The 11,555-nt window shown below is 63.8% G+C and carries 3 protein-coding genes; all 3 read right to left on the reverse strand.

The window, feature by feature from the left end:
* A partial coding sequence (locus tag HNP46_RS23200) for an Ig-like domain-containing protein (protein WP_311771835.1) occupies positions 1-2,770 on the reverse strand: 2,770 nt, incomplete at its 3' end.
* Positions 2,771-2,892: 122 nt separating this feature from the next.
* A complete protein-coding gene (locus HNP46_RS23205) occupies positions 2,893-10,113 on the reverse strand; it encodes an Ig-like domain-containing protein (RefSeq protein ID WP_184593667.1) in 7,221 nt (2,406 codons plus the stop codon).
* A 470-nt stretch (positions 10,114-10,583) separates the two neighbouring features.
* Positions 10,584-11,237 (reverse strand): response regulator transcription factor, encoded by a 654-nt coding sequence (locus HNP46_RS23210; RefSeq protein WP_184593669.1) that lies wholly within the window; start codon positions 11,235-11,237, stop codon positions 10,584-10,586.
* Positions 11,238-11,555: the final 318 nt, after the last annotated feature.

An 11,555-nucleotide genomic window follows, 5' to 3' on the forward strand; every position in this document is an offset into this window, starting at 1 on the left:
CGATCGGGCCCTGGATGCTGCCCACGTTGTCGATGACCTGGCCAATGATGGCGTCTTCGCCTTCGATCGGCGGTTTCTCGGGCGCGGTGACGTCGATCACCAGGTCCCAGGCCTCGGATGCAGCGGACGGGTTGCCAGCGGCGTCGGTGGCGCGAGCGGTGAAGCTGTGCTCGCCTTCGGCCAGTTCTTCAGCAGGCGTGAAGGTCCAGTTACCGTTGCTGTCGGCGCGGGTTTCGCCCAGCTTGACGTTCTTGTCGAAGATTTCGACCAGAGAGCCGGCTTCAGCCTGACCGGACAGGGTCGGCTGACGGTCGTCGGTCACATCGCCACGGGCCAGTTCGCCCTGCTTGACGCCGACGTCGTCGTAGATGCCGCCGATGCTCGGGGCTTCCGGCGGGGTGCTGTCGACGTTGACGATCCACGGATCGGACGGCTCGGACTGGTTACCAGCCGGGTCCTGGACGATCACGCTGATGGCGTGCTCGCCTTCGCCCAGCTCGTCTTTCGGGGTGAAGGTCCAGTCGCCTTTGTCGTCGACCTGGGCTTCGCCGATCGGGTTGCCATTGTCGAGAATGACGATGGTGTCGCCCGGATTGCCTTTGCCGATCAGGGTCGGGGTGGTGTCGTCGGTGACGCCGCCGTTCTCGATCGGGCCCTGGATGCTGCCCACGTTGTCGATGACCTGGCCAATGATGGCGTCTTCGCCTTCGATCGGCGGCTTCACGGGCGGGGTGAAATCGATCACCAGATCCCAGGCGTCGGACGGGTCGGACAGGTTGCCGGCAGCGTCAGTGGCACGGGCGGTGAAGCTGTGCTCGCCTTCGTCCAGTTGCTGGGCCGGAGTGAAGGTCCACTTACCGTCGTCACCAGCACGGGTTTCGCCCAGCTTGACGTCGTTGTCGAAGATTTCGACCAGGGAGCCGGCTTCAGCCTGGCCGGACAGGGTCGGCTGACGGTCGTCGGTCACATCGCCACGGGCCAGCTCGCCTTGCTTGACGCCGACGTCGTCGTAGACGCCGCCGATGCTCGGGGCTTCCGGCGGGGTGGTGTCGATGACGACGATCCACGGCTCGGACGGATCGGAGGAGTTGCCTGCACCGTTGATGGTGACGAAGGTCAGGCTATGTTCGCCTTCTTCCATGGCGGCCGGCGGGGTGAAGGACCACGCGCCGTCGGCATCGGTTTCGGCACGGCCGATTTCAACGCCGTTGTCGTAGATGACAACGGTGGAGTCAGCCGCTGCCTTACCGCTGATGACGGGGCGGGTTTCGTCGGTGACGTCGCCAGAACTCAGCTGGCCGGTCTTGCTGCCGGTCGCGTCGAGCACGGATTCCACGGTCGGTGCGTCGGGTGCGGCGAGCAGAACCGTCAGGTTCCAGGGCAGGGATTGCTGCGACTGGTTGCCAACGCGGTCGGTGGCGGTGACGGTGAAGCTATGGCCGCCGGCATCCAGGTCCTGGGCAGGAGTGAAGATCCAGTTGCCATTGTTGTCGGCCGTTACTTCACCGATCTTCTGACCGTGGTCATAGATAGTGACGCGGCTGCCGGCTTCGGCGAGGCCCTTGAGCGTGGGGGTCGCATCGTCGGTGCCGGCGCCATTGACCAGGGGGCCGGTGGACGGGCCGAAGTCATCGATGGCTTCGAGGATCTGCGGCTGCGCAGGCGGCAGGGTGTCGATGGTGACGGTGTAGCTGGCCGAGCGCAGGCCGGTGTTGCCGGAGAAGTCGATCGCTGCGGCGCGGAAGGCGTAGGTACCGTCCGGCAGGCTGTAGGGCAGGGTGATGTCCCATGCGCCTTTCGAGTTCGCGTAGGTGGTTGCCACCAGCGTCGAGCCGTTGTAGATGGCGACCATCGAGTTGGCTTCGGCGGTGCCCGACAGGGTCGGGGTGTTGTCGCGGGTCTCGCCGTTCTTGGCGATGACGGCGAAATCGTCAGCCACGCTGCTGATGAAGGCCGGCGCCGGAGCGACGGTGTCGATGATCAGCACGAGGTTGCCGGAAGTCCTGCCGGTTTCCGGATCACGGACGAAGAACAGCTGGCCGCCGTCGTCCAGTTCGGTTTCCGGCATGTAGCTCCAGTTGCCTTGCTCATCGACCTGGACGCTGCCGACGAGGATGCCGTTCTGCAGCACTTCCAGCAGGGTGCCGGGTTCGCCGGTACCGACGAATTCGGGTTGGTTATCGTCGGTGACGTTGCCCGATTCGAGATAGCCCTGCTTGCTGCCGACGAGGTCATAGAAACCCGAGATGGTCGGTTGGGCAGAGAGGGGGGCGACCGGTGCGTCGAACAGTACAGCCTGGGGAGCAGCGTTGTCGGCCGAAGCCTGCGGGTTGAGTTGCTCAGCCTGCGCTTCGAGCTGCTGGAAGGTGGTCGCTTGCTGAATGACGTTCAGCGCGGCGGCTTCGGGCTGGTCCTGCTGTGCGCCGAGGTTTTCGGAAACCAGGGCCACGGGGCCCTGCGCGACATTGCTGTCGGCCGACAGGTGCAGGCGGTAGTCGCCTTTGTCGTTCAGGCTGTAGAGGCCGCTGTGGAACTGATAGAAGTCCTTGATCTGAACGGTCGAGCTGGTGGCCGAATCGGCGCGCAGGCGTACGACCAGGTCATTGTTGACCCGCTCGGCGGCGACGACTTCGGAAATCTGTTCCGAGCCCAGATCGGTCAGTACGAAACGGGCCCCTTCGGTGGCCTGAATGGGGGCGGTCAGCTCTTCCATCGCGTTCAGCGGATAGAAGTAGAGACCTTCATTGTCGAGAAGATAAGCAAAGTTCACTGGATAACTTCCATGGTGGAGGATTGCTATAACTCTGAATCTCGCGAGCCGTAGCCTGCGGTTCAGAACTTATATTCAAGGAGGGGAGTGGATGGCGCCCACGCGGGCGCCATCGCTCAGCTTCAGAGTTGTACCGAGACACCCTGCTGCACGAGGATTTCGGCAGCGAAGTCGGAGTGGTGATAGACGTCGTAGACCACGCCAGCGGCGGTCACATCGCCCAGCAGTTCCCAGTCGCCGACGTTCATGCCGTTGGGCAGCAGATCGTCGAGCATGACCTTGTCACCGGCGTTGCCCTTGACGGCCAGCTGCACGCTTTCATCGTTGATGAAGGCGCCGCGATGGCCCAGGTCCAGTACATCGCCCAGGGAGAGCTTCAGGGTGTTGTCGCCGGAGCCGGTGATGTCGATGATCTCCACCGAGCTCAAGCGGCCCTGCCAGGCACTCAGGTCCAGCGTCTGATTGGCGCCCGTCAGTCGGAGGGTGTCCGTACCGGCGTTGCCTTCGATCAGGCTGATGTTCTGCAGCAGGTTGACATCGGCCAGGCTGAACACCGAGGCGTTACCCAGGCCGTAGACCTCCGACACATCGCCATTGAGCTGGTAGACCGGATTCGGCGCGCCGGCGGTGTTGGTGTAGCCGGACAGGTTGCCGGCCACGTCCACCATCGCCACGCTCGCCGAACTGGCCGAGCCGACGTCCATGTGCACAGCCCCGGCATTGATGTCGCTTTGCGTCAGCGTGTGCTCGAAGCGCGCAGCACCCCCGTCAAGAACGACGGCGATACGGTCACCCACGGCGACGCCGGACGCATTGAAGGCGATATCCAGGGCGCCATCGGCCAGGTGGACGCTGGTCGGAGCGGCCAGGGCCAGCTTGTCCAGCACCACATTCTGTTGCAGCACGTAACCGGCGTTGTTGTTCTGATCGACCACGCGAGTCTGGATGTTCCAGCTGGCATTGTGCGAGTACAGGTCCTGCGCGGCCCAGTCAGTGCCGTTGACCAGCGCGTTGAACCAGGTCTGGCCACCGTCGGTGGACACCTGCAGGCGCTGGCCTGCGTTCAGTTCTGCGCTGAGCGTGCCGTACATGGCGCGGCCGAAGCTGTCGTTGTTGGTCACGAAGTCGTGGTTGCCGGTGCCGGAGTCCTTGCCCATGGAGGACAGACGCGCCACCTGGGTCGGACCGTTGCCGGTGTAGATGATCAGGTCGAACGGCTCGGATGCATCGCTGCTGTTGCCAGCGGCGTTGATGGCAACGGTGCTGAAGCTGTATTCGCCGGTGCTCAGCTCGACATCCGGGGTGAAGCTCCAGCGCCCCTGCGCATCGGCCTCGGTACGGCCCAGCTCGACGCCGTTGCTGTAGATCACCACTATCGCGCCAGCATCGCTGTGGCCGGAGAGTTGCGGACGGGTGTCGTCGGTCACGTCACCGGATTTCAGCTCGCCGGTCTGCGGGCCCACGTCGTCGAAGATCGACTCGATGACCGCCGCGGACGGCTTCATGTCACCGGAAACCGCAAAGCCGAAGGCCGGCGAGGAGGGCTCGCTGACGTTGCCGGCCGCATCCATGGCCTGCGCGCTGATGGCGTGGCCGCCGGCAGACAGGTCCTGCTCCGGGGTGAAGCTCCAGTTGCCGTCCGGGCCAACCGCTACGCGACCGATCTCCTTGCCATTGTCGAGAATCACCACGGTGCTGCCCGCTTCGGCAGTGCCGCGAATGGTCGGGCGGGTGTCGTCGGTCACGTCGCCGTGCTCGAGCTCGCCCTGCTTTTCACCCACGTCATCGTAGATGCCGCCGATAACCGGTGCGTCCGGCGCGGTGGTGTCGATGGTGATTTCCCACGGATCGGACGGCTCGGACTGGTTGCCCGCCGGGTCCTGCACGATCACGGTGATTTCATGCTCACCTTCGCCCAGCTCGGTTTTCGGGGTGAATTCCCAGGTGCCGTCTTCGCCGATTTCGACGCGGCCGATTTCCTCACCCTTGTCCTGGATGATGATGGTGTCGCCCGGCTCACCCTTGCCGTTGAAGGTCGGCGTGGTGTCGTCGGTGGTGCCGCCTTTCTCGACCGGACCCTGGATCGGGCCGTGGTCATCGGTCACGCCGCCCAGCACGGTGTCGTCCGGCTTGCTCGGGGGAGTGAAGTCGATCTCCAGGTCCCAGACAGTGGACGGATCGGAGGTGTTGCCCGCCGCATCGGTGGCACGCACGGTGAAGCTGTGCTGGCCTTCGTCCAGTTCTGCGGACGGAGTGAAGGTCCACTGGCCATTGCTGTCAGCGCGGGCTTCGCCCAGCTTGACGCCGTTGTCGAAGATCTCGACGAGGGAGCCTTCCTCGGCAGTGCCGGAGAGGGTCGGCTGGCGATCGTCGGTCACGTCGCCGCGAGTCAGTTCGCCTTGCTTGACGCCCACGTCATCGTAGATACCGCCGATGACCGGTGCGTCCGGCGCGGTGGTGTCGATGGTGATTTCCCACGGATCGGACGGTTCGGACTGGTTGCCCGCCGGGTCCTGAACGATCACGGTGATCTCGTGGTCACCTTCGCCCAGGTCGGTCTTGGGGGTGAATTCCCAGGTACCGTCTTCGCCGATTTCGACGCGGCCGATTTCCTCACCCTTGTCCTGGATGATGATGGTGTCGCCCGGCTCGCCCTTGCCATTGAAGGTCGGGGTGGTGTCGTCGGTGGTACCGCCTTTCTCGACCGGACCCTGGATCGGGCCATGGTTGTCGGTCACGCCGCCCAGCACGGTGTCATCCGGCTTGGACGGGGGAGTGAAGTCGATCTCCAGGTCCCAGGCAGCGGACGGATCGGAAGTGTTGCCCGCCGCATCGGTGGCACGCACGGTGAAGCTGTGCTGGCCTTCGTCGAGTTCTGCGGACGGAGTGAAAGTCCACTGGCCATTGCTGTTGGCGCGGGTTTCGCCCAGCTTGACGCCGTTGTCGAAGATCTCGACGAGCGAGCCTTCCTCGGCGGTGCCGGAGAGGGTCGGCTGACGATCGTCGGTCACATCGCCACGCGCCAGTTCGCCTTGCTTGACGCCCACGTCATCGTAGATGCCGCCAATGACCGGTGCGTCCGGGCGAATGGTATCGATAGTGACCACCCAGGGAGCGGACGGCTTGGACTGATTGCCGGCCGGGTCCTGGATGACGATGGTCACCGCGTGCTCGCCTTCGCTCATGGGCGGCGGCGTGAAGGACCAGGTGCCATCGGTGCCGACCGGAGCACTGCCGACCAGGGTGCCGTTGTCATAGACCAGCACGGTGTCGCCCGGTACGCCGGTGCCATTCAGGGTGGGGGTGGTGTCGTCGGTGACGCCGCCGTTCTGAATCGGGCCCTGGATGGGGCCGACATCGTCGATGACTTCCTTGATGCCCGGGCCGTTGCCGGTGTTGTCCGGGGTATCGGGGGCGGTGATGTCGATGGCGAACTTGAACTCCGGCGTCGGGAGGCTTTCACCACCGGCTTCGGTGATGACGGTTACCGTCAGAGCGTGTTCGCCTTCGCCCAGCGGGGAGTCTTCCGGAGTGAAGCTCCAGGTACCGCTGGCGGTGCTTTGAACGCGGCCGATCTCGACACCGTTGTCGTAGATCACCACGGTGGCGTTGGCAGTGGCGCGGCCACTGAGAGTCGGGGTGGTGTCGTCGGTCACGCCGTTGGCGGTGATCGGACCCTGGATGACGCCGTAGTTATCCATCACCGAGTCGATCGATACGATGACGTCATGGGTGTCCACGGTGAAGCCCAGCGGCTCGCTCATGTCACTGACGTTGCCCGCACGGTCGATGACCTGGGTGCTCAGGGCATGGTCGCCATCCACCAGGGCCGGGTTCGGGGTGAAGCTCCAGTTACCCTCGGCATCGCTGGCAACGCGGCCGATTTCCACACCGTTGTCATAGATCACGACGGTGACATTGCCTTCGTCGGTTTTGCCACGGAAGGTCGGTTGCGCATCGTCGGTGGTCTGACCCGCAAGGATCGGCCCCTGGATCGCGCCCACGTCGTCCCAGAGCTCGACCGATTCGACCGCGTTCGGGTTGGTGGTGTCGATAACCAGCGGATAGGCGCCGGTGGCCGAGCCGGGGATCAGGTTGCCGGCCAGGTCGGTGGCATTGACCGTCAGGTTGTTCAGGCCTTCGCTGAGGTCCTGTGCCGGGGTGAAGGACCACATGCCAAGGCTGTCGGCCTGGGTGGTGCCCAGCAGTTCGCCATTGCTGTAGACATGGATGGTGACGTTGGGCTCGGCGGAGCCGTTCAGCGTCGGACGTGCGTCATCGGTCTCTGCGTACTTCTGCAGCGGGCCGGTGATGCTGCCCACATTGTCGATCACCGAGTTGATCGCCGGGGGAGTGGGCGCGTTCGGGGCGATGAGGGTGAAGTCAAAGGCCGGCTCGGACGCTGCGCTGGTATTGCCAGCGGCATCGGTCGCCTGCGCCGTAATGGCGTGTTTGCCCGCGGAGAGCTGGGTCTCGGGAGTGAAGGTCCACTCGCCGTTAGGGCCAGCCTGGGCCTCACCGATCTTCTTGCCGTTGTCGAGGATGACCACGGTGCTGCCGGCTTCGGCAGTGCCACGGATGGTGGGGCGGGTATCGTCGGTCACTTCGCCGCGTACCAGCTCGCCCTGCTTGTCGCCCACGTCATCGTAGATGCTGCCGATGACCGGTGCGTCCGGCGCGGTGGTGTCGATGGTGATTTCCCACGGATCGGACGGTTCGGACTGGTTGCCCGCCGGGTCCTGAACGATCACGGTGATTTCATGCTCACCTTCGCCCAGCTCGGTCTTCGGGGTGAATTCCCAGGTGCCGTCTTCGCCGATTTCGACGCGGCCGATTTCCTCACCCTTGTCCTGGATGATGATGGTGTCGCCCGGCTCACCCTTGCCGTTGAAGGTCGGGGTGGTGTCGTCGGTGGTGCCGCCTTTCTCGACCGGACCCTGGATCGGGCCATGGTTGTCGGTCACGCCGCCCAGCACGGTGTCGTCCGGCTTGGCCGGGGGAGTGAAATCGATCTCCAGGTCCCAGGCGGTGGACAGATCGGAAGTGTTGCCGGCAGCGTCGGTGGCACTCACGGTGAAGCTGTGCTGGCCTTCGTCCAGTTCTGCGGACGGAGTGAAGGTCCACTGGCCATTGCTGTCGGCGCGGGCTTCGCCCAGCTTGACGCCGTTGTCGAAGATTTCGACCAGCGAGCCTTCCTCGGCGGTGCCGGAGAGGGTCGGCTGGCGATCGTCGGTGGCTTCGCCGCGTACCAGCTCGCCTTGCTTGATGCCGACGTTATCGTAGATGCCGCCGATGACCGGAGCGTCCGGGGCGGTGGAGTCGACGTGGATTTCCCACGGGTCGGACGGCTCGGACTGGTTGCCGGCCGGGTCCTGGATGATCACGGTGATTTCGTGATCGCCTTCTTCCAGCTCGGTTTTCGGGGTGAATTCCCAGGTGCCGTCTTCGCCGATTTCGACGCGGCCGATTTCCTCACCCTTGTCGCGGATGATGATGGTGTCACCCGGCTCGCCCTTGCCGTTGAAGGTCGGGGTGGTGTCGTCGGTGGTGCCGCCTTTCTCGACCGGACCCTGGATCGGGCCCTGGTTGTCGGTCACGCCGCCCAGCACGGTGTCGTCCGGCTTGGACGGGGGAGTGAAATCGATCACCAGGTCCCAGGCGGTGGACAGATCGGAAGTGTTGCCAGCTGCGTCGGTGGCACTCACGGTGAAGCTGTGCTGGCCTTCGTCCAGTTCTTCGGACGGAGTGAAGGTCCACTGGCCATTGCCGTCGGCGCGGGCTTCGCCCAGCTTGACGCCGTTGTCGAAGATCTCGACCAGCGAGCCTTCCTCGGCGGTGCCGTGGAGGGTCGGCTGGCGATCGTCGGTGGCTTCGCCGCGAACCAGCTCGCCTTGCTTGATGCCGACGTTATCGTAGATGCCGCCGATGACCGGTGCGTCCGGCGCGGTGGTGTCGACGGTGACTTCCCACGGATCGGACGGCTCGGACTGGTTGCCGGCCGGGTCCTGGATAATCACGGTGATCTCGTGGTCACCTTCGCCCAGGTCGGTTTCCGGGGTGAATTCCCAGGTGCCGTCTTCGCCGATTTCGACGCGGCCGATTTCCTCGCCCTTGTCGCGGATGATGATGGTGTCGCCCGGCTCGCCCTTGCCGTTGAAGGTCGGGGTGGTGTCGTCGGTGCTGCCGCCTTTCTCGATCGGACCCTGGATCGGACCCTGGTTGTCGGTCACGCCGCCCAGTACGGTGTCATCCGGCTTGGTCGGCGGAGTGAAGTCGATCACCAGGTCCCAGCCGGTGGACAGGTCGGACGAGTTGCCCGCGGCGTCGGTGGCACGTGCGGTGAAGCTGTGCGAGCCTTCGCCCAGTTCTTCGGCAGGGGTGAAGGACCATTGGCCATTGCTGTCGGCGCGGGTTTCGCCCAGCTTGACGCCGTTGTCGAAGATCTCGATGAGCGCGCCTTTTTCGGCGGTGCCGGAGAGGGTCGGCTGACGATCGTCGGTCACGTCGCCGCGAGCCAGTTCGCCCTGCTTGACGCCCACGTCATCGTAGATGCCACCGATGGCCGGAGCATCCGGGGCGGTGGTGTCGACCTGGAATTCCCACGAATCGGACGGCTCGGACTGCTTGCCCTCGGGGTCCTGCACGATCAGGGTGATGTCGTGGCTGCCTTCGCCCAGCTCGGTTTTGGGGGTGAATTCCCAGGTGCCGTCTTCGCCGATTTCGACGCGGCCGATTTCCTCACCCTTGTCCAGGATGATGATGGTGTCACCCGGGCGGCCTTCGCCCTTGAAGGTGGGGGTGGTGTCGTCGGTGGAGTCGCCACGCTGGATGGCGCCCTGGACGCTGCCGACGTTGTCCAGCACGTACTTCAGTTCCGGGGCGGCCGGAGCAGCAGGGACCTGCGGCTCAGGAGTGACGGGGGCGGTTGCTTCGGACTTGCTGCTGCCACCCTTGTTGCTGTTCAGGGCGCCAAGACCTGCGCCGGCGCCCAGGGCACCGCCGGCAATCCACGGCAGCAGGCCGAAGGCGGTGTAGTCGACATCACCGGCTGCGTAGGGCGCGCCGCCCAGGACCAGAGCGGAGGATTCGCCGTCCTGCAGGACGAACGCACCGGCCTTGTCGTCGTCATCATTGGACGAGACATAGGCGTAGTATTCGCCGCCTTCGGCCATGCCGATGAGCTCGCAGTTGAACTCGAAGAAGTCCTCGATGATGACCGAGGGCTGATCGAAGGATTCACCCTCGAGGAAGACCAGCAGGTTCTTGCCGGAACGGCGAACCGTGATGTTCTCCGGTGCAATGCCGGTATCCTGGTCAGCCAGAATGAATTTGCCATCGGGCATGGCCTTGATTTTCGGAACAGCTCCCTTACCGCCTTTGGTAATGGAAACTTCTTGCTTTACCTCTTTGCCATCTACCAGCAAGAGTTTGATCGACTGCGATGCCATATAGCGTTCTTCCCAGTTAACTTGAAACTTTTGATCGTGCCTGTTCATTCGCTCGATGCTGCGCTAGCGGCTGGCGAAGTCATGCACCTGGATAACCAGCTCGAGCTGCGCGCCAGGCGCTTACGAGCGAAATGAGTGGGCGGGCCTTTAAGGTTTTGGGCCGTGCCTTTCTCTGGGGAGCATTAAACCGGGGCGCAGGCGATCAATCTTTCTGACTGGGTCTGATTTGGCTGGGTGGGGGTCGGGACAGGTACTAAAGTCGCTCGCTGGCGATTGGGCGGGGTGCAGCGAGGAGGGGGCGGGCGTCGGCGAAGTTCGCGCCAATCGGCGGGATCACCGCCGAAGCTGCGCGTAAAGCGGAAGGGTCAGGCCGACGGAGCGGAGCCGTCGAGGCCGGATTCGAAGGCGAAGCGGAACAGTTCGGCGTCGCGGGTGATGCCCAGCTTGCGCATGGCGCTGGCTTTCTGCGAGCTGATGGTCTGTTTGGTGCGGTGCAGCTGATCGGCAATCTCGTTGATGGACAGCCCCGAGACATACAGGCGCACCACCTCCAGCTCGCGTTTGGTTAGGGCGTAGCTGGAGCCGGGCGCCTGGGCAATCTCGGTCCGGCCGGTGTCCAGGTCCTCGGTGGGGAAGTAGTTGGAGCCGGCATACACCGCGTGGATGGCCGAGATCAGCTGGTTGGTGTGCTGGGTCTTGGCGAGCAGGGCGTTGACCCCGAGGCGCGCCAGCTCCTGGGTCAGGGCCTGGTTCTCCAGGGTGGTGAAGACCACGATCTTCAGTTGCGGCCACAGGCGCCTGATATAGGAGAGCAGGGTGATGCCATCGCCATGCTTGCCGCCGGGCATCGTGTAGTCGGTCACCAGCACGTCGCAGGGCTCGGCCTGGAGGATATCGACCAGGGCTCCGGAGTCGCGAGCCGAGCCGATGATTTCCAGGGTTGGAATGAGTTTCAGCTCATGCAGCAGGCCGGACAGTAAAGCGGGATGGTCATCTGCAAGCAGGATTCGGATCTTCATCGCACGTAAGCCTTCCGGACGGTCTGTCGATTCAATGTATCTCAAGGATGCAGCAGTCACCAGTGGCGGGACCATAGTGTTATCGACTAGTACGGGTCCGAATATTTCAGGCAATTAATTGGATTAGTTTTCAATTGGCTCGCGACTAATTCCAGGGTATCCCGCGCATTGCATACTCGTCGTTTTCCAACGAGAGCGGGCAGTTGCCCACTTCGGACAAGTAGTGGTTTGGCCCCCTGTATCTGAGGGCAGGGCCTCACGCTTAAACTAGGAGATAGTCTTGTGACTGGTTTTAAGCGTATGCCCAATGGAAGTGAT

This window comes from Pseudomonas nitroreducens, from assembly GCF_014204515.1.
Taxonomy (GTDB): domain Bacteria; phylum Pseudomonadota; class Gammaproteobacteria; order Pseudomonadales; family Pseudomonadaceae; genus Pseudomonas; species Pseudomonas nitritireducens_A.

What these genes read in the sequence shown, in the direction of transcription:
- HNP46_RS23205 (WP_184593667.1), bottom strand. Translation starts at nt 10,113, where the DNA reads ATGCCCGATGGCAAATTCATTCTGGCTGACCAGGATACCGGCATTGCA.
- HNP46_RS23210 (WP_184593669.1), bottom strand. Translation starts at nt 11,237, where the DNA reads ATGAAGATCCGAATCCTGCTTGCAGATGACCATCCCGCTTTACTGTCC.